At 33.7% G+C, this 24,572-nt stretch carries 21 protein-coding genes, 2 tRNA genes and 3 rRNA genes; 21 read left to right on the plus strand and 5 right to left on the minus strand.

Annotated features, from left to right (window positions below):
• Positions 1-87 precede the first annotated feature (87 nt).
• Positions 88-444 carry an HIT family protein gene (locus CPIN17260_RS02095; protein WP_069633068.1) on the plus strand — a complete coding sequence of 119 codons (357 nt, stop codon included), beginning with the start codon at positions 88-90 and terminating at the stop codon, positions 442-444.
• On the plus strand, positions 441-1,322 hold the full coding sequence (locus CPIN17260_RS02100) for a cache domain-containing protein (protein WP_069633069.1): 882 nt from the start codon (positions 441-443) through the stop codon (positions 1,320-1,322). Before CPIN17260_RS02095 ends, CPIN17260_RS02100 begins: the two co-directional genes overlap by 4 nt.
• Positions 1,323-1,383: 61 nt before the next feature.
• On the opposite strand, the gene CPIN17260_RS02105 is transcribed toward CPIN17260_RS02100, so the two are convergent.
• Positions 1,384-2,217 (minus strand): peptidylprolyl isomerase, encoded by an 834-nt coding sequence (locus CPIN17260_RS02105; protein ID WP_078387463.1) that lies wholly within the window; start codon positions 2,215-2,217, stop codon positions 1,384-1,386.
• Positions 2,218-2,288: 71 nt separating this feature from the next.
• On the opposite strand from CPIN17260_RS02105, the gene gltX reads away from it, so the two are divergent.
• From gltX to CPIN17260_RS02145, 8 genes are all read left to right on the plus strand, one after another.
• Positions 2,289-3,665, plus strand: coding sequence for a glutamate--tRNA ligase (gene gltX, locus CPIN17260_RS02110; protein WP_078387464.1), 1,377 nt, complete (start codon positions 2,289-2,291; stop codon positions 3,663-3,665).
• A gap of 13 nt (positions 3,666-3,678) precedes the next feature.
• The gene (locus tag CPIN17260_RS02115) at positions 3,679-4,935 is read left to right on the plus strand and encodes a malic enzyme-like NAD(P)-binding protein (protein ID WP_078387465.1); all 1,257 of its coding nucleotides are present in this window, start codon (positions 3,679-3,681) and stop codon (positions 4,933-4,935) included.
• A 4-nt stretch (positions 4,936-4,939) separates the two neighbouring features.
• Entirely contained in the window at positions 4,940-5,566 is a 627-nt protein-coding gene (gene upp, locus CPIN17260_RS02120) for a uracil phosphoribosyltransferase (RefSeq protein ID WP_069636598.1), read from the plus strand.
• Positions 5,567-5,730: 164 nt separating this feature from the next.
• On the plus strand, positions 5,731-6,774 hold the full coding sequence (obgE, locus tag CPIN17260_RS02125) for a GTPase ObgE (RefSeq protein ID WP_069633074.1): 1,044 nt from the start codon (positions 5,731-5,733) through the stop codon (positions 6,772-6,774).
• A gap of 1,394 nt (positions 6,775-8,168) precedes the next feature.
• A 16S ribosomal RNA gene (locus tag CPIN17260_RS02130) occupies positions 8,169-9,681 on the plus strand.
• 136 nt (positions 9,682-9,817) lie between these two features.
• Positions 9,818-9,893: transfer RNA gene (locus CPIN17260_RS02135), tRNA-Ala, on the plus strand.
• Between the two features lie 5 nt (positions 9,894-9,898).
• Positions 9,899-9,975: transfer RNA gene (locus tag CPIN17260_RS02140), tRNA-Ile, on the plus strand.
• A 397-nt stretch (positions 9,976-10,372) separates the two neighbouring features.
• Positions 10,373-11,209 (plus strand): DNA ligase, encoded by an 837-nt coding sequence (locus CPIN17260_RS02145; RefSeq protein WP_226996979.1) that lies wholly within the window; start codon positions 10,373-10,375, stop codon positions 11,207-11,209.
• Between the two features lie 18 nt (positions 11,210-11,227).
• Here CPIN17260_RS02145 and CPIN17260_RS02150 read toward each other — a convergent pair whose 3' ends face one another.
• Complete coding sequence (locus CPIN17260_RS02150) at positions 11,228-12,154, minus strand: phospholipase A (protein WP_078440444.1); 927 nt, start codon at positions 12,152-12,154, stop codon at positions 11,228-11,230.
• Positions 12,147-12,767 (minus strand): molybdenum cofactor guanylyltransferase, encoded by a 621-nt coding sequence (locus tag CPIN17260_RS02155; RefSeq protein WP_078440445.1) that lies wholly within the window; start codon positions 12,765-12,767, stop codon positions 12,147-12,149. Before CPIN17260_RS02155 ends, CPIN17260_RS02150 begins: the two co-directional genes overlap by 8 nt.
• A 640-nt stretch (positions 12,768-13,407) precedes the next feature.
• Here CPIN17260_RS02155 and CPIN17260_RS02160 point away from each other — a divergent pair.
• Positions 13,408-16,313, plus strand: a 23S ribosomal RNA gene (locus CPIN17260_RS02160).
• A 139-nt stretch (positions 16,314-16,452) separates the two neighbouring features.
• A 5S ribosomal RNA gene (gene rrf / locus CPIN17260_RS02165) occupies positions 16,453-16,571 on the plus strand.
• A 327-nt stretch (positions 16,572-16,898) separates the two neighbouring features.
• On the opposite strand, the gene CPIN17260_RS02170 is transcribed toward rrf, so the two are convergent.
• Positions 16,899-17,705 (minus strand): XRE family transcriptional regulator, encoded by an 807-nt coding sequence (locus CPIN17260_RS02170; RefSeq protein WP_078440504.1) that lies wholly within the window; start codon positions 17,703-17,705, stop codon positions 16,899-16,901.
• A gap of 241 nt (positions 17,706-17,946) precedes the next feature.
• Positions 17,947-18,399, minus strand: coding sequence for a hypothetical protein (locus CPIN17260_RS02175; RefSeq protein WP_069637869.1), 453 nt, complete (start codon positions 18,397-18,399; stop codon positions 17,947-17,949).
• Positions 18,400-18,471: 72 nt separating this feature from the next.
• Between CPIN17260_RS02175 and CPIN17260_RS09095 the strand changes: the two genes are divergently transcribed.
• From CPIN17260_RS09095 to CPIN17260_RS02215, 9 genes are all read left to right on the plus strand, one after another.
• Complete coding sequence (locus tag CPIN17260_RS09095) at positions 18,472-18,639, plus strand: hypothetical protein (RefSeq protein ID WP_153300945.1); 168 nt, start codon at positions 18,472-18,474, stop codon at positions 18,637-18,639.
• On the plus strand, positions 18,639-20,906 hold the full coding sequence (locus tag CPIN17260_RS02180) for a DDE-type integrase/transposase/recombinase (protein WP_078387956.1): 2,268 nt from the start codon (positions 18,639-18,641) through the stop codon (positions 20,904-20,906). Before CPIN17260_RS09095 ends, CPIN17260_RS02180 begins: the two co-directional genes overlap by 1 nt.
• Before the next feature lie 73 nt (positions 20,907-20,979).
• Positions 20,980-21,843: an AAA family ATPase gene (locus CPIN17260_RS02185; RefSeq protein ID WP_069637871.1), complete on the plus strand. Its 864-nt coding sequence runs from the start codon at positions 20,980-20,982 to the stop codon at positions 21,841-21,843.
• A gap of 3 nt (positions 21,844-21,846) precedes the next feature.
• Positions 21,847-22,062, plus strand: a complete 216-nt coding sequence (locus tag CPIN17260_RS02190; RefSeq protein WP_069637872.1) for a sigma factor-like helix-turn-helix DNA-binding protein — start codon at positions 21,847-21,849, stop codon at positions 22,060-22,062.
• On the plus strand, positions 22,032-22,271 hold the full coding sequence (locus CPIN17260_RS02195; RefSeq protein WP_069637873.1) for a hypothetical protein: 240 nt from the start codon (positions 22,032-22,034) through the stop codon (positions 22,269-22,271). Before CPIN17260_RS02190 ends, CPIN17260_RS02195 begins: the two co-directional genes overlap by 31 nt.
• A 109-nt stretch (positions 22,272-22,380) precedes the next feature.
• Entirely contained in the window at positions 22,381-22,695 is a 315-nt protein-coding gene (locus tag CPIN17260_RS02200) for a YfdP family phage-associated protein (protein ID WP_069637874.1), read from the plus strand.
• Positions 22,696-22,706: 11 nt separating this feature from the next.
• Positions 22,707-23,480, plus strand: coding sequence for a DUF2303 family protein (locus CPIN17260_RS02205; protein ID WP_069637875.1), 774 nt, complete (start codon positions 22,707-22,709; stop codon positions 23,478-23,480).
• A 61-nt stretch (positions 23,481-23,541) separates the two neighbouring features.
• The gene (locus CPIN17260_RS02210) at positions 23,542-23,907 is read left to right on the plus strand and encodes a DUF1937 family protein (protein ID WP_069637876.1); all 366 of its coding nucleotides are present in this window, start codon (positions 23,542-23,544) and stop codon (positions 23,905-23,907) included.
• A gap of 195 nt (positions 23,908-24,102) precedes the next feature.
• Positions 24,103-24,522 (plus strand): hypothetical protein, encoded by a 420-nt coding sequence (locus CPIN17260_RS02215; RefSeq protein WP_069637877.1) that lies wholly within the window; start codon positions 24,103-24,105, stop codon positions 24,520-24,522.
• Positions 24,523-24,572: the final 50 nt, after the last annotated feature.

Genomic DNA, 24,572 nt, shown 5'->3' on the forward strand with positions numbered 1-24,572 from the left:
AGTCTTTTTTCTTTTTTAAAATTGTGATTTTTTTATATGAATGCTATAATAATGTTATTTAATTATTAAATAAATTTGGAGGCATTTGTGATATACGAAGATGAATATATAATAATAGAGCAAGAACAAAACAAACTCCCTTGGATAAAGATATTTTCTAAAAAGAAGTATAAAGAGCTTAGTGAATGTGATGAAGAGACTAGAAAAAGGCTTTTTGATGTTATGCTTATAGTAGAAAAAGCAATGCTTGATTTTTATAAACCAGAAAAAATCAATATAGCTAGTTTTGGAAATATCTATCCATTTGTTCATATACATGTTATTGCTAGATTTAAAGAAGATGATTATTTTCCTGAGAGCATGTGGGGCCAAAAACAAAGAGAGAGTGAATTAAAACTTCCTAGTTTTGATGAATTTTGTAAAAAACTAATAAAATTATTATGATAAAAAATTCAATTTTTATTAAAATCTTAGTATTATTTTTTGTTGTTATTTTTATATCTGTTATATTTTTTTATAACTCATACATCAAAGAAAGAGAGCTTAATTCTGCTAAAATTTTCTTTGATTATCAAATCAAACAACTTCATAAAAATGTAGAAGATCAAAAGCTGTCATCACTTGCTCTTTCTGTTATATTAAGTCAAAATAATAAAATTCAAGAGTGCTTTTTAGATTTAAATCGCTCACTTTGCATATCAAATATGAATGATATAATATCTAATTTAAGTTCTGTTTTAATGTATAAAAATATCAAAATTCATCTTCATACAAAGGATCTAAAAAGTTATTTGCGAAGCTGGAGTCCAAATAACTTTGGAGATAATCTATCTTCTTTTAGAAATTTATTACTTGAAGCAAATAAAAATAAAAAATCTGTATCTGGAGTAGAGATTGGTGTTGGTGGTGTTTTTACTAGAGCTGTTTCAAATATAGTATATCAAAAACAAAAACTTGGAACTATAGAAATTATGCTTGATTTTGATCATATTAGTAATTTTTTTAAGGATCAAGGTGTGGATCTTTTTGTGCTTGTAGATAAAGATAAAATGCTTATTGATAGTGATTATCGCACAGACGAGCTTTTGAAAGATTATTATATAGCAAATTTAAATAGTGCTAATTTAAATGTCGTAGAGATATTAAAAGATATTGATCTAACTAAAAAAACATTCTTTATATATAAAACTCATTATTTTTCACTATCTCCAATACTAGATGCAAGTGAAAAAAGAATAGGTTTTTTTGTTCTTCATATTAATAAAAACATAAAAGAACAAAATATATTGCAAGATTATATGTTACTTAATTCTTTGCTTTAAAAATCTAAATCTATTGGCAGATTATATAAATATATAAATATATAAAAATGCCAATAATACTTTATTTTCTTATTATCTTTACTTTTGTTTTTGCTTTTAGTTTTTCAAAATACTCATAAGCAGCTCTTTCTTGCTCTGAAGAGTAAAGCATTGAAGCAACTTGTTCTTTCATGCTTTCGTAGTCCGGCGTTTGAATACCATTTTTTTCTAATACATAAAACATATCAAAGGTTTTTTCACCTTTTAAAATTTGTGTAAAAGAATTGTTGTTCGTATTAGCAAGCAATGAGGCCAGTCTTGGATTTATATTTTTATAATCAAAGCTCAAAGTTTGGACTGACACACCATCTATAGCTTTTGTTCCAGCATTCATTTGTTTTTTTAGTTTATCTTCACTGTTTGATTTAAAAATCATAACTTTTATATTTTTAAAAACACTAAAATTTTGTTTATTTGCTTCAAAATATGCTTTTACATTATCTTCTGTTATATTTTTACCAATATCTGCAAATATGCTTTTGTAAAGTTTTTCTTGCAAAATCGTCTTTTGTATGTTATTTTTAAAATCATTATAATTTATATTTTGCTTATGTTCTATCTCATTTCTAAATTGGGCCATAGTAAATCCATTTTGTTTTGCGATAGATTCTATTTTCTGATTTATTTCAAATGGCGATGCCACTATACCTAATGCTTTTATTTGAACTTGCTCTAGTCTATCTCTTATAAGTATATCAAGTGCTTTTTTGTCATCTACTTTTAATTGTTCTTTTACTGACTCGACTTCAAATGTTGTAATTGGTTCATTTTCTACTGTGGCTGCTATGCCATTTATCATCTGTGAAGCTAATCCTAAACTACACACCAAAGATGCCAAAAAAATCTTCTTTATCATCATAAAACCTTTATTTAAGTAATTTGTAAATATAATTTGATTTATTATAACATAATTTTTAAGGTTGAAAAATGTTAACTACAAGATTTGCGCCTTCTCCTACTGGATATTTACATATTGGTGGGCTTAGAACGGCACTATATAGCTATTTATATGCAAGAGCAAATAAAGGTAAATTTGTTCTTCGTATAGAAGATACTGATTTAAAGAGAAACTCAGAAGAAGCGACTGTTGCTATTAGAGAAGCTTTTGAGTGGTGCGGGCTTGATTATGATGGAGAGGTTACTTATCAGTCAAAAAGATTTGATGTGTATGCTGAGTATGTAAAAAAACTTCTTGATGAAGGCAAAGCGTATAAATGCTATATGACAAAAGAAGAACTTGATGAACTTAGAGCTACACAAGAAGCCAATAAGCAAAGACCTAAATATGATGGAAGATATCGTGATTTTACAGGTACACCACCAGAAGGAATAGACCCTGTAATTAGAATAAAAGCACCTTTAAGTGGTGAGATAAGATTTAAAGATGGTATAAAAGGCGATGTTAAATTTAATGTAGAAGATATTCTTGATGATTTTATAATAGCAAGAAGTGACGGCACACCTACTTATAACTTTACTGTTGTTGTAGATGATGCTTTGATGGGGATAACTCATGTCATAAGAGGTGATGATCATTTATCAAATACCCCAAAACAGATAGTTTTGTATGATGCTCTTGGGTTTAGTGTGCCTGAGTTTTTCCATGTTGCTATGATAAACGGCGAAGACGGTAAAAAACTTAGCAAAAGACATGGTGCTACTGATGTGATGGAATATAAAAAAATGGGTTATTTGCCAGAAGCACTTTTGAATTTCCTTGTTCGTCTTGGCTGGAGTCACGGAGATGATGAAATTTTTAGCATGGAAGATATGCTTAAATTTTTTGATCCACATGATATAAATAAATCTTCAAGCACATATAATGCTCAAAAACTAGACTGGTTGAATGCTCACTATATAAAAACTTTTCCTTATGAAAGACTTGCTAAGGAGATGAAATTTTTTGGCGTTGATTTTGATTCTTTGAAAAAAGGCGAACTATTATTAGATATTTTAAGAGAGCGTTCAAAAACACTTGTTGATATGGCAAATGGAGCTTTATCCATAATAAATGTACCAACGGATTATGATCAAAAGGCTTATGATAAATTTATAACACCCCAAAGCTTGGAAATTTTATCTAAATTTAAAGATATATTGACACTTAATTTAGATGCTAGTGGATATGAGACTATCACAAAAGAATTTTTAGAACAAAATGGCTTGAAACTAAAAGATTTGGCTCAGGCTTTGCGTGTTAGCTTAACTGGAAATAGTGTAAGCCCTAGTATATTTGAAGTTTTGGAAGTTATAGGAAGTGAAGAGATAAAAAAACGTATAGATGCGATTTTAAATAAAAAATAATAAAAGGCAACACATGGGTAAGGTAACAAAAGAAGAGGCTTTAGAATATCATTTGGGCGGCAAAATAAGCACAAATATAAAAGTGGTTTGTGAAACAGCTCATGATCTTTCTTTGGCATATTCTCCTGGTGTGGCTGAGCCGTGCAAAGAGATATCAAGAGATAGAGAGCTTGCATTTAAATACACAAATAAATCAAACTTAGTTGCTGTTATTACAGACAGCACTGCTGTTTTGGGACTTGGTGATATAGGTGCTGTTGCTGGCAAGCCTGTAATGGAAGGCAAGGCTGTTTTGTTTAAAAAATTTGCGGATATTGATGCCTTTGATATAGAACTTGATGAGAAAAACCCTGAAAAAATAGTAGAAATTTGTAAAGCTTTATCTCCGACATTTGGTGGAATAAATCTTGAAGACATTAAGGCGCCAAAGTGTTTTTATATAGAGCAAGAGCTTCAAAAAGCAGTAGATATACCTGTAATGCATGATGACCAGCACGGAACAGCTATCATAACTACCGCTGGACTTATAAATGCTTGTGAGATATCAAAAAAAGATATAAAAGATATAAAGATAGTTGTAAGTGGTGCTGGTGCTGCCGGTATAGCTTGCGCTAATATGTATAAAAGTATGGGTGTAAAAAATATCGTTATGGTTGATAGTAGGGGTGTTGTTAGCAAGGATAGAAATGACTTGACGCCTGAAAAAATTCCATTTGCTGTACAAACAAATGAAAAAACATTGGCTGATGCTATGAATGGTGCTGATATGTTTTTAGGACTTTCAAGACCAGGGGTATTGACAAAGGATATGATAGCTTCTATGAATGAGTTTCCTATTATTTTTGCACTTGCAAATCCTATTCCTGAAATTTCGCCAGAAGAGGTCCTTGAAGTAAGGCAAGATGCTATTATTGGAACAGGAAGAAGTGATTATCCAAATCAGGTAAATAATGTCTTAGGATTTCCATTTATTTTCCGTGGAGCATTGGATGTTAGGGCTAAAAAGATAACTGAAAATATGAAAAAAGCAGCTTCAAGGGCTATTGCTGATCTGACAAAAGAGCCTGTATGTAAAGAGGTTTTAGAAGCTTATGAAATTTCTGAGCTTAAGTTTGGAAAAGAGTATATAATACCAAAACCATTTGACCCTCGTGCTTATATTTGGGTTAGTATGGCTGTTGCTAAGGCGGCAGTTGAAGATGGCGTTGCAAGAGTTAAAAATTTTGACTCAGAAGCATATAAAGAACAATTGTTGAAAAGGAAAAAATAATACTATGAAAAATGTAAAACTCATAAATCATCCACTTATAGAGCATAAATTAGCGATTTTAAGGGATATAAAAACCGAACCATTTCAATTTAGAATGCTTATAGATGAGATAAGTTATTTAATGATGTTTGAAGCTACTAGGGATTTAGCGCTTAGAGAAGTGGATGTAATAACCCCAGTTACAAAGACAAAAGCTAAAAAACTATCCACAAAGCTTATGATTTGTCCTATATTAAGAGCTGCTCTTGGTATGCTAGATAGCGTATTTAAGCTGATTCCAGATGCTAGTGTTGGGTTTTTGGGTTTTCAAAGAAATGAAAAAACAGCAAAGGCTGAGTTTTTTTATGCCAAATTACCATCGGATCATAAAAATAGAACAGCTATAATAATAGATCCTATGTTTGCAACTGGCGGCACAGCCATAGATGCTGTTAAGTTTTTAAGAGACAATGGTGTAAAAGATATAAAGTTTATATCTATAATAGCAGCACCGGAAGGTCTTAAACGTTTTAGTGAAATTTATCCAGATGTTGATGTTTATACAGCTAGTATAGATGAAAAATTAAACGAACAAAACTATATAGTTCCGGGTCTTGGTGATGCTGGAGATAGGGTTTTTAATACTATATGATTTTTAGTTAGCTAACTTTATTTTTTACAAAGTTAGCTGATTTTTCTTGTTGAATATGCTATGTTTTATACTTACTTATTTTTAAATTTCAACTCTATTTTTGTTAGTTTTTAAAATTTGTTTTTAAAATTTGATATAATCTTAAAAAATTCAAAAGGTATTTTATGTTTGTAGATAGTGTTAAATTAACTCTTAGTTCTGGGCACGGTGGTGCAGGGGCTGTGAGTTTTAGGCGTGAAAAGCATGTTTTGCTTGGTGGTCCTGATGGTGGCGATGGTGGCGATGGTGGCGATGTTTATTTTGTTGTAGATAATAACTCTCACACTCTTGCTGCTTATAAAGGCAAAAGAGCTTTAAAGGCAGCTAATGGGGATCCTGGTATGGGCAAGAGAATGACAGGTAAAAAAGGCGAGAGTTTGGAGCTGATAGTCCCACCAGGAACCGTTGTATATGACGCTCAGACAAATGAGGTTTTGCTTGACCTTACACAGCAGGGCGATAGGCAAATGCTTTTAAAAGGTGGAAAAGGTGGTCTTGGAAATGTGCATTTTAAAAGCTCAACAAATCAAGCGCCAGAGTATGCTCAAAAAGGCACTCCTGAAGAGGTTCGCGAGGTTAGGCTTGAACTAAAACTAATAGCAGATGTAGGACTTGTTGGTTTTCCAAACGTTGGCAAATCCACACTTATATCAACTATATCAAATGCAAAGCCACAAGTGGCAAATTATGAGTTTACAACACTCACTCCAAAATTAGGACTTGTTGAAGTTGATGAGTATAGCGGTTTTGTTATGGCTGATATACCGGGTATCATAGAAGGTGCAAGTGATGGTAGAGGACTTGGAATACAGTTTTTAAAGCACATAGAAAGAACTAAAATTTTACTTTATATGATAGATTTGGCTAATTATAGAAGTTTAAAAGAGCAGTTTGAAACATTAAAAGAAGAAGTTTTGAAATTTTCAAACGAGCTTTCGCAAAGAAGTTATGCTATTGCACTTACTAGAATGGATGCTTGTGAAGATATCACGATAATATCACAATTTATAAGCGATCTCGGGCTTGGAGATGGCTTGCTTGAGTTTAAACAAGATATTTATGATTATGATATCACAAAGCCTTTTTTTATACTTCCTATATCATCCGCAAGTGGAGAGCATATAAATGAACTTAAGTTTAATTTACTTGAACTTATAAAACAAGATTGATTTTTTAAGCTTTTGTGATTTTTTCACAAAAGTCTTTTTTGGGATTAATTTTTTATAATAAACCCAAATTACCACCATATATCTCTACTACACTTTTATATTTATACTTCCCAAGCCACTACTATCTAAACAACAAACATATATTTATCTAGTTTATTCAATCTATATAAATAAAACTATAATTTTATTTTTTAATAATTAACTTTCTAAGATTTATAATAAATAACAAAACATCATATAATCACTAAAACTAATTATTGGTATTTATAGTCATTGCAGGTATATAAAACAAAGTATTATTTATATAAATTTATATCTATATAATTGTTATATTATATATTCTTGTAGTACCATGTATCCATGAATTTAAAAACCTAATTAAATATCTAAAAAACAATATTACAACATAAACTCACCATTAAGCTATATTTTTTGGTTTATCTTCTACTTGTGTAGAGATATATGGAAATAGTACAGAGATATAATATTATCCGCAAACACTCACGCCAATAAATTATATAAAACTACCCAATAACTTTTATAAAATCTCTTTATTCTTAAACCATACTTTTACTAACTTGTTTAAATCATATAAAATAAACTATATAAAACAAGGATAATTTACTGTTAAATAACCTGTATGATTTTCTTTCTAAATAACTTAAATATACTATCTCTCTTGTTCTTTGTTAAAATCTTAGCAAGCTTTTACAATAAAAATATCTAAAATCATATGCTATATTACTCGCAAGCTTAACTTTAAGCTACATTATTTGTTTAATTTTATACTTATTGGATATATGTTTTTGTAGTATTGTTCTAGTTATTGTTTTGATTGGTATTGAATAATATATTAATATGGCTATTGAAGCTATATAGCTATAAATATATGATTTTATAAATGCCATAAATCATACAAATAAATATTAGTTGCGCCTAGCTATGATTATAAAATATATCTTATAACTAGTGTGAAAATATTTCTATTTTCACATAATACCAAATAATCACCCCCCCCCTCACACAACAATCATCAACCTATATATACCCATAGAAACATAATCATAATTTCTATTATTTTCCATACTTTTACATAAAACCAACCCAAACTCACCCAAATTCAAATTATTTAAAATATTATTTTATATTTAAGTAGCATTTAAGCATTACTCTTATATAATTCCAGCTCACGATTTGAGAAACCACCTTTAACTTTTAGTTAATAAAGCTTTTCTTTTTAAATATCGTTGTTCTGTTAAATTATAAATGTTAAACTATTAGTCAATCTTTGAAATCTAAACAAGTGATCGATTGAGCCAGTCTATATTGTTTATAGACTTAAAACTGATTAACAAAAAAATTAAAGTTTTTTAGATTAAAAACTTCATATAAATTATATGGAGAGTTTGATCCTGGCTCAGAGTGAACGCTGGCGGCGTGCCTAATACATGCAAGTCGAACGGAGATTAATTAAGCTTGCTTTTTTAATCTTAGTGGCGCACGGGTGAGTAATGTATAGCTAATCTGCCCCTTACAAGAGGACAACAGTTAGAAATGACTGCTAATACTCTATACTCCTTCCAAACATAAGTTTGGTCGGGAAAGTTTTTCGGTAAGGGATGAGGCTATATTGTATCAGCTAGTTGGTAAGGTAATGGCTTACCAAGGCTATGACGCATAACTGGTCTGAGAGGATGATCAGTCACACTGGAACTGAGACACGGTCCAGACTCCTACGGGAGGCAGCAGTAGGGAATATTGCTCAATGGGGGAAACCCTGAAGCAGCAACGCCGCGTGGAGGATGACACTTTTCGGAGCGTAAACTCCTTTTGTTAGGGAAGAACCATGACGGTACCTAACGAATAAGCACCGGCTAACTCCGTGCCAGCAGCCGCGGTAATACGGGGGGTGCAAGCGTTACTCGGAATCACTGGGCGTAAAGGACGCGTAGGCGGATTATCAAGTCTTTTGTGAAATCCTATGGCTTAACCATAGAACTGCTTGGGAAACTGATAATCTAGAGTGAGGGAGAGGCAGATGGAATTGGTGGTGTAGGGGTAAAATCCGTAGAGATCACCAGGAATACCCATTGCGAAGGCGATCTGCTGGAACTCAACTGACGCTAAGGCGTGAAAGCGTGGGGAGCAAACAGGATTAGATACCCTGGTAGTCCACGCCCTAAACGATGTATACTAGTTGTTGCTTTGCTAGTCAAGGCAGTAATGCACCTAACGGATTAAGTATACCGCCTGGGGAGTACGGTCGCAAGATTAAAACTCAAAGGAATAGACGGGGACCCGCACAAGCGGTGGAGCATGTGGTTTAATTCGAAGATACGCGAAGAACCTTACCCGGACTTGATATCTAACAAATCATCCAGAGATGGAAGAGTGTCTGCTTGCAGAAATGTTAAGACAGGTGCTGCACGGCTGTCGTCAGCTCGTGTCGTGAGATGTTGGGTTAAGTCCCGCAACGAGCGCAACCCACGTCATTAGTTGCTAACGCTTAGGGCGAGCACTCTAATGAGACTGCCTTCGTAAGGAGGAGGAAGGTGTGGACGACGTCAAGTCATCATGGCCCTTATGTCCGGGGCGACACACGTGCTACAATGGCATATACAATGAGAAGCAATATCGCGAGATGGAGCAAATCTATAAAATATGTCCCAGTTCGGATTGGAGTCTGCAACTCGACTCCATGAAGCCGGAATCGCTAGTAATCGTAGATCAGCCATGCTACGGTGAATACGTTCCCGGGTCTTGTACTCACCGCCCGTCACACCATGGGAGTTGATTTCACTCGAAGTCGGAATGCTAAACTAGCTACCGCCCACAGTGGAATCAGCGACTGGGGTGAAGTCGTAACAAGGTAACCGTAGGAGAACCTGCGGTTGGATCACCTCCTTTCTAGAGTACAATGTATATTCTCTCACAAGATATACATCAAAGGAAAATATATCAATTGATCCTTGTTTAGTTTTGAAAGATTGACAGCTAATAATTAAATATATTTTATTTCTATTAGTATTTAGAAATTAATATTGGGGAATTAGCTCAGCTGGGAGAGCGCCTGCTTTGCACGCAGGAGGTCAGCGGTTCGATCCCGCTATTCTCCACCATTTAAGGGCCTATAGCTCAGCTGGTTAGAGTGCACCCCTGATAAGGGTGAGGTCACAAGTTCAAGTCTTGTTAGGCCCACCATTAATATAGTTTAACAATATACTCTTTTTAACTATTCCATATTTTTTTATCATTGTTTATTTTATTTATATCTAATATATTATAACTATTAATTTACTTTTTTCTTTTTTTGTTTTTATTACTTTTTCTTTTTTAACTTTTATATATTTTTTTTATTTTATTTCTTAATTTATAAATATAAAACTATATTAGATTAGTTTTTAAATTCTTTATTTTTTTTATTTCTTATTGTTTGATTTTTATAATAGTTCTTTGCTTAGATTATTTTATTTAAATTCTTATATATTTTAATTTAATGTTTTTTATTTTTTTATCTTATTTGGTTGTTTGTTGTTTTTTAGATATGATTGTGTAATGTCAATTTAATAAAAAATATTAAAAATCATAAAGGATATTGGTGGATAAAATTTTAAAGTTAATTGTTATTGTCTTTATATGTATTCAAAGTATTTATGCTATTGAATTAATGAAGCTTGGCACATATAAAGATCAGAATATAAGTGGATGGTATGCTAGTGAGAAGCTTGATGGCATAAGAGCTTATTGGGATGGTAAAAATTTACTAAGTAGACAAGGTAAGATTATAAATGCACCTTCTTATTTTTTAAAAGCACTTCCAGACTTTGCATTAGATGGAGAACTGTATACTAAAACAGATGAATTTGAAAAAATACAAAGTATAGTTATGGATCAAATACCAAATGAAAAAGAGTGGGAAAATATAACATACAATGTATTTGATGTGCCTAATACAAATGGTGGATTGATTGAACGTTTAAAAGTACTCAATGATTATATAGATAAAAACAATAACAATAATAATATACAAAGATATATAAAACTTATACCACAAAGACTTATAAAAGATAAAAAAGAGTTAGATAGCTTTTTAGATGAGATTATAAGTAGTGGCGGAGAGGGTGTTGTAATTCGTGAGCCAAACTCTAAATACATAAAATCAAGAAGTAATTTAAATTTAAAGTATAAACGATTTATTGATGAAGAGTGTAAGGTAGTGTCTATAAATAAAGGCAAAGGTAAGTATAAAGATATGATGGGATCAATAACTTGTGAGTTAGCAAATAATATTAGATTTAAAATAGGATCCGGCTTTAGTGATGATAATCGTAAAAATCCACCAAAGATAGGAAGTGTTGTTACTTTTAAATATCAAAATTTAACAAAAAACGGCATACCACGCTTTGCTACTTTTTTAAGGGTTAGAAAAGATTAAGTTTCTAACCCTCTGCTTTTATCTAAGTAACGTAAAACCTATGCCTATTTTATTTGTGCTGTGGTTATAATCTATTAAACTTTCAGCGTATCCATTAAAGTATTGTAAGTATCCCAAAATTCCACCAAATAGTGGAAATACAAGACTTGCTTGAACCGCTCCTTTATTGTCTTTTAAATGAAAGTTGTTGCGCAATAGTAGTTCAAGTGATATATTTTTTGTAGTATACTTTGCTTTTATGTCACCATAACCCAAATAACGATAAATGTCTTTATTGTCGCTCAAGTCTCCTATATGATACCAAACTCTAGGAGTTATGGATAGATTTCTAAAATTTAATTTAGAGCTAGCATATACCCTGTTCCAGCTTCTGCTTTTATCTTTACCTAGTCCATTTGATTCGTGTAAAACACCTATATCAAAGCTATTTATCCGTTCATTGTTTGTATATAGACGCATAAAAACTTCTGGCCTATAATTTGTTTCTCTAAAAGGCGAACTATGCTTTCCTGTTTGCCACCATGATGTTTGAGAGTATGCCATATAAAGATTGGCCCATTTCGGCAATAGTGAAATTTCTATCGGTTTTTTAATACTTATGTTAAATTTGGTTTCAAATTTTTGTCTATCGTTATTAGGGACACTAGAAGCATATGTACCTAAGAGCAAATAGTTTAATTCATGAAAACTTATACTACTTCCAGCAAAAAGTTCCCTAAAAAGTGCTTCATCTTTTGCTTTTGAATTGTTTATAATATCTGATTTAATGTGTTCTTCTGAACTTGAATCTTTTTCTATGTTCTTAGAGGCTAAGCTTTTATAGATATTCATTGCACCTTTTATATCGCCTGCTTCTTCTAGCTCATTCGCAAGGTTAAATTTATCAGCATCATTTGCAAATAAATAAAAAGAAAAAATAAATAATATAAATAATGATTTATTCATAACTTAAAGCCTTTTTTAAATCATCAGGATTATTTAGGTTTATCCCTTCATTATCACCAGAAAGTTCAACCCTAACTACATCACAAATTTTTAAAAGCTCTTTTATTTTATGCTTTCCATCCTTAGCTAATTTTTTTGCTTTATCTGCTACGCTAGGAGAAAAATAACCACAAAGTACATGATCTCTTTCTGCTTCACAAGCTATTACGATTTCAAAATCATCTTTTAGCTTAGACATATCTTTGATGCTCTCGGGTTTTAAAAAAGGCATGTCAACAGGTTGTATAAAAACTGGTTCATTAAAATGATGAAGTATACTAGCAAGTGCAATCATTGGAGAACTTTCATCGCTTTCATCGGCTATAAATTTAATGCTTTGATTAAGTTTAGCATTGTTAAATTTATTATTTTTTGCACTTATATAAACCTCTTTAAAAATAGATGATAGCTTATCTGTTACATATGCAGATAGACTTGCCTTGTCTTTAAAAGGCATTAATGCTTTATCTATTCCCATCCTACTACTTTTGCCACCAGCTAATACCACACAAGATTGCTGTTGTTTCATTAATAAAAACCCATCACAACCATTATCTTTGCAACTATGTTCCATTTTAATCCTTGTTGATTTTTTATTTTTATTTTATCTATTATTGACTTTTTGTCGCCTTATGATATCTTAAAATATAAAAAAATTAAATACACAATGCTAAAATTATTGTAGCAATTAAAATTAATTATTAACTATGATTTATAGATAACGTATTTTTATTTAATATCACCCACTAAAATATTTTTATTTTTTTTATAACATTAAGCACATATTAAGCATTACTCTTATATAATTCCAGCTCACGATTTGAGAAACGGAGTTTATCTCCTTTAAAATATTAAGTCAATATTTTATTTTTAAACAAATCGTTGTTCTTTTAATTACAATTGTTAAGAGTCACAAGCAAGTTTTAATAAAAACAATTTTACAGGACTTGTTAAAGATTTAAATATCTAATCTCTTGTATATAAATACAGAAGTTTAACATCACAAGATATTATAGGATTAAAACTTATCTATATTATCTGTTAATGCTTTCCGTCTTGGGGATTATGTGTTTAGATTTAGTAACTACATAGTAAAAGTATAATTATTATATTTTATTTATTATGTATAACAGTTACCTTTAACAAGGAAGTGATGCGAATTAGAATATAACAAAAAATATACTAACAACTTATTATGTATTAATAGGTAAAAAAGGTAAGCTACTAAGAGTAAATGGTGGATGCCTTGGCTAGTAGAGGCGATGAAGGACGTGCCAGGCTGCGATAAGACTCGGGGAGCCGTCAAGGGGCTTTGATCCGGGTATTTCCGAATGGGGCAACCCAACTGATAGCGATGTCAGTTACCATATAATGGAGCAAACGTTGGGAATTGAAACATCTTAGTACCAACAGGAAGAGAAATCAAAAGAGATTACGCTAGTAGCGGCGAGCGAACGCGTAAGAGGGCAAACCACTAGTTTACTAGTGGGGTTGTAGGACTGCAACATAGACTAAACAAAGCTAATAGAATAACCTGGAAAGGTTAAGCGTAGAGGGTGATACTCCCGTATATGAAAGCGATGTTTTACTTAGCAGTATCCTGAGTAGGGCGGAACACGTGATATTCTGTCTGAAGCTGGGTAGACCACTATCCAACCCTAAATACTACTACTAGACCGATAGCGAACAAGTACCGTGAGGGAAAGGTGAAAAGAACTGAGGTGATCAGAGTGAAATAGAACCTGAAACCATTTACTTACAATCATTCAGAGCCCTATGATTTATCAGGGTGATGGACTGCCTTTTGCATAATGAGCCTGCGAGTTGTGATGTCTGGCGAGGTTAAGGAAACCCGGAGCCGTAGCGAAAGCAAGTCTTAATAGGGCGATTAGTCAGATGTTGCAGACCCGAAACGATGTGATCTATCCATGAGCAGGTTGAAACTGGTGTAAGAGCCAGTGGAGGACCGAACCCGCTAGCGTTGAAAAGCTATGGGATGACTTGTGGATAGGGGTGAAAGGCCAATCAAACATCGTGATAGCTGGTTCTCTCCGAAATATATTTAGGTATAGCGTTGTGTCGTAACACTAGGGGGTAGAGCACTGAATGGGCTAGGGCATACACCAATGTACCAAACCCTATCAAACTCCGAATACCTAGTGTGTAATCACAGCAGTCAGGCGGCGAGTGATAAAATCCGTCGTCGAGAGGGGAACAACCCAGACTAACAGCTAAGGTCCCTAAATCTCATTTAAGTGGAAAACGATGTGAAGTTACTGTAACAACCAGGAGGTTGGCTTAGAAGCAGCCATCCTTTAAAGAAAGCGTAATAGCTCACTGGTCTAGTGATTTTGCGCGGAAAATATAACGGGGCTAAAATGAGTACCGAAGCTTTAGACTTAGTTTTACTAAGTGGTAGGAGAGCGTTCTATTCAGCGTTGAAGGTGTACCGGTAAGGAGCGCTGGAGCGGATAGAAGTGAGCATGCAGGCATGAGTAGCGATAATTGGGGTGAGAATCCCCAACGCCGTAAACCCAAGGTTTCCTACGCGATGCTCGTCATCGTAGGGTTAGCCGGGTCCTAAGCAAAGTCCGAAAGGGGTATGCGATGGAAAATTGGTTAATATTCCAATGCCAACATTATTGTGCGATGGAAGGACGCTTAGAGTTAAAGGAGCCAGCGGATGGAAGTGCTGGTCGAAAGGTGTAGGTTAAGAATCAGGCAAATCCGGTTCTTTTTAAGCCGAGACCCCACAGGCAGACAACATTCTTCGGAATCGAGTCTGAATCCTTGATACTGTCGAGCCAAGAAAAGTTTCTAAGTTTAGATAATGTTGCCCGTACCGTAAACCGACACAGGTGGGTGGGATGAGTATTCTAAGGCGCGTGGAAGAACTCTCTTCAAGGAACTCTGCAAAATAGCACCGTATCTTCGGTATAAGGTGTGCCTAACTTTGTTAAGGATTTACTCCGTAAGCATTGAAGGTTACAACAAAGAGTCCCTCCCGACTGTTTACCAAAAACACAGCACTCTGCTAACTCGTAAGAGGATGTATAGGGTGTGACGCCTGCCCGGTGCTCGAAGGTTAATTGATGATGTTAGCTCTGCGAAGCATTTGATCGAAGCCCGAGTAAACGGCGGCCGTAACTATAACGGTCCTAAGGTAGCGAAATTCCTTGTCGGTTAAATACCGACCTGCATGAATGGCGTAACGAGATGGGAGCTGTCTCGAAGAGGGATCCAGTGAAATTGTAGTGGAGGTGAAAATTCCTCCTACCCGCGGCAAGACGGAAAGACCCCGTGGACCTTTACTACAGCTTGACACTGCTATTGGGATAAAGATGTGCAGGATAGGTGGGAGGCTTTGAGTATATGACGCCAGTTGTATATGAGCCATTGTTGAGATACCACTCTTCTTTATTCTGATAGCTAACTGGCATGAGTTATCCTCATGCAGGACAATGTCTGGTGGGTAGTTTGACTGGGGCGGTCGCCTCCCAAAATGTAACGGAGGCTTACAAAGGTTGGCTCAGAACGGTTGGAAATCGTTCGTAGAGTATAAAGGTATAAGCCAGCTTAACTGCAAGACGTACATGTCAAGCAGGGACGAAAGTCGGTCTTAGTGATCCGGTGGTTCTGTGTGGAAGGGCCATCGCTCAAAGGATAAAAGGTACCCCGGGGATAACAGGCTGATCTCCCCCAAGAGCTCACATCGACGGGGAGGTTTGGCACCTCGATGTCGGCTCATCGCATCCTGGGGCTGGAGCAGGTCCCAAGGGTATGGCTGTTCGCCATTTAAAGCGGTACGCGAGCTGGGTTCAGAACGTCGTGAGACAGTTCGGTCCCTATCTGCCGTGGGCGTAAGAAGATTGAGGAGAGTTGACCCTAGTACGAGAGGACCGGGTTGAACGAACCACTGGTGTACGAGTTGTCCTGCCAAGGGCATCGCTCGGTAGCTACGTTCGGATGTGATAAGAGCTGAAAGCATCTAAGCTCGAAGCCAACTCCAAGATGAATCTTCTTTTAAGAGCTCTAGTAGACTACTAGTTTGATAGGCTGGGTGTGTAATTGATGAAAGTCATTTAGCTGACCAGTACTAATAGCTCGTTTGCTTATCTTTTTAAGCATCACTTCCTTGTTAAGGGTAAAACCTTATACAAGAAAAGATTGTTTGATAAAACAAGCTTTACTCTTAACGATATAATTTAACACAAACAGTGTTAAATAAGAGATTATATTTAAATCTTTTATTTAACACTGCTCGTGGCTATACAGACGAGGAAACGCCTTGCTCCATCTCGAACCAAGAAGCTAAGCTCGTCCTGGCTGATGATACTCTCTCTTACTGGGATGTCGGGAAAGTAAGTCGCTGCGAGCTTTGTTTATTCTTTCTTTTTATAAATCCAATTAGTTTCTCTTTATTCATATATCTTTATTTATTGTATATCTTTATTTCTTATTCTTTCTTATGTTTTTTTATTTAATAAATTTAAATTCTTTTTATTCTTTTATTTTATTGTGTTTTACTTGGTTATGTGTAAAGTATTGTTAGAAAATAAAGTGGGGAGAATTTAGCGATAATGCCTATAATATGGGTGTTTGGGGGTTGTTTTGTTAAAATCAAAGTGAGAAAAATTACTTTACATTACTTTACATAAGCTTTACATTTTTTTACAAATGCTTTTAAAAGCCCTTTAAAAGGCGTTTAAATGACACATCTTAATACTTTTCCTACTATTATTACTTCTGTTTGGCTGTCTTCGTTTATCTCGTAGCTTTGATAGTCTTTGTTTACGCTATTTATATGTAATATACCATTTGGTGCTTTTTGTAAAAGCTTTACCATAAAGTTGCCACAGTAGTTAATAATATAAAGTCCATCGCCTGTAAATTTTTTAGTAATGTCTGCTATAACCCAGCTATCAGGATATAGCATAGGTATCATAGAATAGCCATCTACACGCATACAACGCAGTCTTTCTTCGTCTGGGTTTAGTTTAAATAGCATTCTTGAAAAAGGTATCAAAACATCTGTGTCGTAAATCTCTAAGCCATCAATATCTACACTCTCTCCTGCTCCAACGCTTGAGCTTAGTTGTCTTATATATATTTGGTCGTTTTGAATTTGTTCTATTTGTGATTTTTTAAGTTTATTAGCATTGGGGGACAAAAAATCAACATTGCGGGACATTATTTTATTTTTTTCAGGGACATTTTGCGGGACATTATTTTTACTATTTTCTTCTTTAAGATTAGAATTACTAACGAACGACTTACGAACTAAATCCTGATCATACTTACGAACTACTAACGAACTTTTTTCTTTTATAAAGAAATCAGTATCAACATTAAGAGCTTTTGAAATATCTGATAATTTTTTAACTGGGATTTCAACCTTATCTGCTTCATATAATTGAATACTTGCTCTTGATATTCCACTTAAATTTGCTAGCTCTATTTGAGTTAATCCTCTTTCTTCTCTTAAGTTTTTAATTCTTAAGCCTAATTTCATATGCACTACCTTGACATAGCATAATATCTTATGCTATAATTTCTAAATTAATTAAGAAATAATAGCATAAAAAAGGCAAAAAAATCTTAATTAGGTTCTTTTATATTTTATTGTTAAATTTTTCTATAAGGAGTAAATATGCATATAAATAATGAGCGTATTGAGGAAATTTTAGGAGCTATAGGGTTTATAGCTAGTTGTGATGATTTTTTTGGCAAAGATACTGCGATTAGCCTTATGCTTAATACAGTATCTGATCACATGCAATCACAGTGCCTAAATAATAATTCAACTTCTTCAAAACATCGTGAGAAGAGATCGAAAGTAGATCATAAACAACTTTTGAGGCAAATGTCTTGTAGGGAACACTAGTATTGTAAAACAAAAAGTCCGTGCTTTTTGAGTGGATAAGATAAGTTTTTGTTAGAGAATAAACAACAGGAAATAATATAGCAATTTGTTCTTGTGGGTTTGCACTTTTAAGCATTAACTCTCTTTGCTTTTTAGTCTTTTTAATGTAAGAAGCTATTTGTTTAATAGTTTCTTCATTAAAAGGTTCTATTAGTAGGTTTTCATCTTGTAAAAGTTCGTTTATGTAGTCTTGTAAGAGATATAAGGTATCTTTTGATACTTGAAGCAATATTTCGCTTACTATGTCTTTAAAATACTCATAATATAGGATAGCTTTACGCATAATATAGCCTTTTTTTACAAATTATATAATAAAAATTTAACAATAAAATAAACAAGAATAAAAGGAGTAATGATGGGAATTATGACAAAACCGATAACAAAAGCGGTAAAGAAAAAGACTAAATATGACCTTAAAGATTATTGTCAAATGCGTGGGCTTAGTCTTGCTAGTCTTTACAAAGGATATGTAAGTAAAAGGGCTAGAAGAATACTTGAAAAAGATGGTATAAAGGTAGCATAATGTGGGTAAATTCTAAGCAGGCAGCTGACATTTTAGGTGTAAGCGATAGGGCTTTGCAAAAATCTGCCAAGCTGTCATTAAAAAAATGTAAAAAATTTTGCTCTGTAAAGCATAACATCTTAGGCTTTAATTATGCCGATGGCAAAGGTAGGGGTGGAAAAGTCTTACAAATATGGATAGATGATGAGATGATTAATAAAAATAATATAGAAAGGATAGATAATGATGGGGTTAGAGAAAACACAGGCGGCTGGGATAGTAAAGATGATGAGGGAGCAAGAGATAAAAAAGCAATCAGAGATTTTACACTTTGTGGCACAGATGAAAAAGCTAGGATTTGTGATAATGATAATGGACAAAGGGGTGATTGGGAAAAGAATGAAGAGTATGCTGGAGTAGATGATTGCTTGGTAGTTCAAAAGGCTAGCTGGGCTTTAAACAAAGGCTCTTTAAGCGAAGGTCATTTAAACGAAGTGGATAAAAAAGCCAAGGGTTATGTAAATGGAGCCGGCAGGTTTGCAAGTGCAAGCGAAGCTAAAAAAGAGCTTGCACTCACTAAAAAGCTAATAGTAAATGAGTGGGAAAAGGCTAAGGGCAAGATAAAAGAAGCTGATTTTATAGAGTATATAAATGCTAAGAAAATATACTGCATAAAATTAACTGCTAATAAGCTTTATGCTTGGCAAAGAGCTTATAAAAGTGCTGGGATTGATGGTTTGGTAGATGAAAGAACAAACAATAAAGAGAGCGAACTTGAAAGGATTGGACTTAGTGAGCTTGCTGTAAAGCTTATACACGCACAAAAAGGCAGGGTAAATTCAAAAAATATACACAAAGTGCTTAATTATCACGCCATAAATGAGAATAAGCTTAGCCATATGGACTTTTTGGCTAAAAAAGATGAAATCGTTAGTTATGAAGTGGTGAATAGGTTTGTAAATAAATACTTAAAAGCTAATCCTATGCTAAAAACTCTAATAGAAAAAGGCGAAGATGGTGTTATAAGCAAGCATTTTGCTGGTCTTGGTGTTAGCAACTGGGCTGTTAGTAGCATAAATGAAATAGTAGAGATCGATGCTAGTCCTTTTGATGTGATATGTAATGCTAGTGATTTGTGCGAGAAGATAGGCTTTGGGGCTGTAAATAATGTATTTGAAAGCAAGGATGAGTTTGAAAGCTTTGTAAAAGAGTGGCAAAAGAGATATACGCTTATAGGTCTTATAGATACTTATAGCGGTGTTGCTAGTTTTTATATAAGTGAAAGTGAAAATAGCACAGCAATAGCAAGAGCCACAGCAAAATACATAAGCCGTTATGGAAAGATGAAGGTAATTAAGGGTGATAACGGAAAAGCATTTAAATCAAAGGCTAACTTTAGCTTTTTGTCGGCCATAGGGGTTAAGTATGAAGCGGTTAGAGCTTATAGTGGTTGGCTTAAGCCTTATGTAGAAAAGAACTTTGGGGCTTTGCAAAATGGTCTTAGTGAGTGGCTAAGGGGCTACATAGGGCATAGTATCACACAAAGACAGGCTATTGAGTTTTTTATGTCTAAAAAAGAGAGAAGACTTAAAAAAGGCTACAAGACTAATCTAAGAAATTTAAAGAGCTTGGATGAAGTTTCTTGCCTTATAGATGAATACACTGAGAAGTTTTTAAACAATCGTTATTTAGAAAGACTTGGCAAGAGTGCTAGGGAAGCTTATGATGAAAAGATAGATGATGCTGTAGGGATGAATGAGTTTGAGCTTAGCTTATATCTAGCACAGAGAAATAGCAAGAGTGTATGCAAAAAAGGTGTTAGCTGCGATGGTGTTTGGTTTAGCAATGTGGATATGTTTAATCATTCTAATGTCTATGTAAGGGCTAATTTAAACAACATAAACGAGCAATTTGTGTTTGATAGCAATGATAAGTTTATAGGTGTTGCAACTCCGCTTGATTTAGAACACGGTGAGAGTGTGGAAAATGCAAAAGCGGCTCAAAAAATCATAACACAAAGGGTTAAAAGGCTAAAAGATAGGGTTGTAAAAGATAGAGAAGAGATTGAAGAATTTATGGTTAATTATGTCAAAGAAGTTAATGCAAGTAAGGCATTAAGACCTAAGCAAGAAGCTGTAAATGAGTATGAGCAAAAGGCGGTAATAGATAGAAATAATAGAACAAATGCACAGTTTGATAAAGAGTATATGAAGCAAGAAAGGGCTAGTAAAAAGAGCGAGATAAAAGGCTTTGAAGATATGGCAAAGGCTAGGAAAAAAGTGAGCTAGTAAAAATTGTTTTTAAAAGCGATTTAAACGGGTTTTAAAAAGTTTTTAAAAGCAATTTAAAAGGAGTAAAAAAATGCAAGATGTTATAAAAAAACTTGAATGTTTTTTAAGCGATAACGAGATAAGTGCAAGTGCACTAGCTCGTGCACTTGGTTTAAGTCCTGCTACGATAAGTCAATTTCGCAAAGCAGAATATAAAGGCGACATCGCAACTGTCGCTAAAAAGATTGAAAATTATATAGACAATTATAGCCAAAAAAAGCAAAAAGTGGTAGCTTTGAGCGAAGAAGTGTATCAAAGTGATGACTTTGTAACGGCAAATTTTGTCATAGATGAGGCTGTGGCTGAAAAAGAGATAGCTTTGATATATGGAGAGGCTGGTTCTGGTAAGACTACTGTGCTAAAAGAGTTTTGCAAAAAGCACTCAAATGCTGTGCTGATAGAGGCAACTTGCCATACAAGTGCAAAGGCAATACTTGAAGATTTGTGCGAGGCTTTGAAGATTGATGCACCAAATGGGCTAAATGCAAGGCTTAAAGCTGTGGCTAGGTTTTTAAAACAAAGTGACAAGATTTTGGTGGTTGATGAGGCGGAGCATTTGCCACTTAGGGCTTTGGAAGATTTAAGAAGGATACACGATTTTTCAAGAACGCCTTTGATACTTTGCGGGACTGAGATATTGCTTAAAAACCTAATGGGTAAGAACAAGGAGCTAAAACAACTATATAGCAGGATATGTGGCAAGTGGCTTATGCGTGGACTTAGCAAACAAGAGTGTAACGATTTTTTTGGTTCTTTTATATATGAGTGGAGCAAGGGTAATTTTAGAAGCTCATCAAAGCTTTATAAAAAGGCAAAGAGACTTGCTGAGTTTAATAAAACTAGCATAAATGCTGAAATAGTTGCACGTGCTAGCTCAATGGTTGTTCTAGGCTAAAAAATGACTTATGAGCAAATAGCACAGATTTTATCGCTTAGCAAAGAACGTGTAAGACAGATAGAAAAAACAGCTATAGCAAAATTGTCACATCCTAGAAATACAAGAAAATGGGAGCAAATAAAACAAAGCATAGATGAGATAGAGCAAGAAAAAGCAAAAAGAGTAAATTTAAAAAAGGATGTAGGATGTATAAACATACCCAAGCTGCAAGATTAGAAGAGCTTATGAGCATAGAGGATTTTATAAGCTTGCAAGAAGAGAAAGGTTTTAAGCTTTGGAAGACAAAAAGGGGCTATTACGGTGTAAAAAGTAGCAAGATTTTGGGCTTAATGGCATCTTACAATAGGGCTTATTATGAAGTTGTGGATAATTGCTTTATAGCAAGAAAAAGTGATGGTCGGATAGTAGACACTATAAGAAAATAAATATTTAACAAGATCGCCTTTGGCGGTCTGATTAAGTATTTAAGAGCTCAAAAATGCTTTAGGCATGAGGTGGAGAAATCCTAACAAAATATAAAAAAAGGTAAATAAAATGAATCAGACAGTAGTAAATAACGATATAGACATTCTAATAGAAGCCTTAAGAAGTTTAGGCGGTGGGTCGCTTTTGGCTCAAACTGCAAATAATCTAAAAGATGCTATCAGTGCTGTGCAAAGTACTAAAAAAACAGCAAGTGTTAATATCAAAATAACAGTAAAAACTGATCCAAACTCTGAAAATGAGATTGTTGTTTTTGGGACAACTGGAGTAACTCTTCCAAAAGAGCCAATAAAAACAAGATTTTATGTATCTAGAGAGTTTTTGCCAACAAGAACTGCCCCAGATCAATTAGTTATGACATTTTAAAGGATAAAAAAATGCAAGAAGTAAAAATACTTAATGAAATAATACCAAGTGTCGAAATAGACAAAGATAAAAGAGCTATATTAGTTCATAAAGAATATGAACTAAATAGGAGCTTACTAAAAGAGCCACTAAGAAATCAATACACAATAGATGCTCTTAATGTGGATAGCTTTGTAAATTTAGTCAATGAATACAAAGAGCCTAGTTCAAAGCTATTTTACAATGATAGAAAAATATCTTGCGTGATAGATTTTAACACAAAAGAAAAAGCCGAGTTTTGCGACAAACTCATAAACCTTGAACTTAGATATACACCTTTTTACGGTCTTTTTAGCAAAAACATATCTCAGCCGCTATCTCAAAGAGAATTTGTGTTTTTCTTAAAGTCTATTTTTATGTTTATAAGCAAAATTGATGATGTTAAAAATGACAATATGGATGTAATAGAACTTGCTGAAAGCTTACAAGCTGTAAAGAAATTTGACAGTGTGCAAAAGAATGCTAGCTCTAAAATGTCGCTTGATGTTGAAATTAAATCAGGCACAAAAGAAAGTCTATCAATACCAAAGAAACTAACTTTTGAGTTGCCTATTTATGAGGCGAATACAGCAATTACTGGAACATTTGAAACAGAACTTTTTGTGGAAATAAGTGATGATAATAAATTTAGTCTAAGGCTTGTTTGTTTTACAGAAGAGAATGTTAGAAGAGATGTGTTAGCAAGATTAACCAATGATATTAGTGAGCGTTGCGATGGTGTAAAAGCATTTAATGCAACTGTTTAATTTTACAAAGGGCAAGCTGTTTGCCCTTGATAAAGTTAAATTTTAATTTGAAAGGAGAAAGATGAAAGGTAAGTTTGTATATGTTGCTACGCCTTATGCTGCACTTGGGCTTGATAAAAATAGCACATCTATAGTTGCAACTAGGCTAGCAAAAGATACTTGTAGGATAATAAAAGATGCCGGTTATACACCAATAAGCCCTGTTCTTTGCTTTGATGGTATATACGATGAAGCAAAAGATAGAGAAAAAGTAATGAAAAATTGCTTAGATCTTATGGAGCTTTGTAATTATGTTTATTTTAGTCAGCATCCAGCATCAAGAAATAGTGCTGAAATGAAGATAGAAAAAGAACAGGCTAGCAAAATTGGACTAACTGAGCTTAGTTTTGATGTTAATTTACAATTAACACCTAGTCTTGGACTATGATAAGAGTAGTTAAAAAGGCAAACAAGAAGCAAAACAAGCACAAGATAAACCACGCTGTTTGTTTTGCTTATGGCTTTGTTTGTAAGCATAGATTTGCAAGGAGATTTAATTTTTTTAAGGAGGAAGAATGAGTTTACATAAAAAACTAGCCAAAAAGATACAAAAGAAAAACAAAAAACAAAAAAGGAGTAAAAAATGATAGTAAAAATAGGCAAAAAAGAGACAAATTTAACAGATAAAAAGCTTGGTAGAAGCATTGAGGATTTTTGCGAGTTAAAAGCACAAATAGACGTTCTAAATGAAAAGCTAAAAGATACAAAAGAATACATAGCGTTTAGGGCTAATGAGCTATTAAGCGATAGTGATGCAAACACTATAAGCCTAATAGTAGATAATGATAATGGTGTAAAGGTTAGCTTAGGACAAGACATTGTTATAAAAGATGATGAGCTTTTAAGGGAGCTTTTGGGAGACAAGTTTGATATGCTTGTAAAAACCGAAGTAGTTTATAAACCTGAGAGAAAATTAAAAGAATTAGCTCTTGAAGATAATGGACTAAAAGAGTGCTTAAGCATAAAACAAAAAGCAGCAGCAGTTTCAATGCTAAAGGGGTAAAAACCCCTTGCTTTTAAAGCCTTTTAATAAGTCTTTAAACGGGGTTTAAA

It is taken from the genome of Campylobacter pinnipediorum subsp. pinnipediorum, assembly GCF_002021925.1.
Classification (GTDB): domain Bacteria; phylum Campylobacterota; class Campylobacteria; order Campylobacterales; family Campylobacteraceae; genus Campylobacter_A; species Campylobacter_A pinnipediorum.